The following is a 251-nucleotide window of genomic DNA, read 5'->3' on the forward strand; positions in this document are numbered from 1 at the left end:
TCCTCCCTGCTTTCGGCCTATGCACGACTCCCAGGAGCATCTGTCCGACGATACGTTGCAACTGGTCCCCTGCATCTTCAATGATGATTTCGCCTTGATCAGCGAAGGCCAATCCATTCTGAATGAATTGGATGGTTGCTGCCCGTCCAACGGACTGGTGCACCAGGTGGTCTATGCCGTAATAGGCTAAGTGTTCAACGAGCAGTGCCACGTCGCGGACTTTGACTCCTTGGAAGAAGCCAAGTCCGTGG

The 251-nt window shown here is 54.2% G+C and carries 1 pseudogene; it reads left to right on the forward strand.

Annotated elements, in window-relative coordinates:
- Window positions 1–251, forward strand: a pseudogene (locus AAEZ05_RS29545) (DUF5983 family protein); the annotation flags it as partial.

Source organism: Pseudomonas sp. HY13-MNA-CIBAN-0226 (assembly GCF_040310305.1).
GTDB lineage: Bacteria > Pseudomonadota > Gammaproteobacteria > Pseudomonadales > Pseudomonadaceae > Aquipseudomonas > Aquipseudomonas gregormendelii.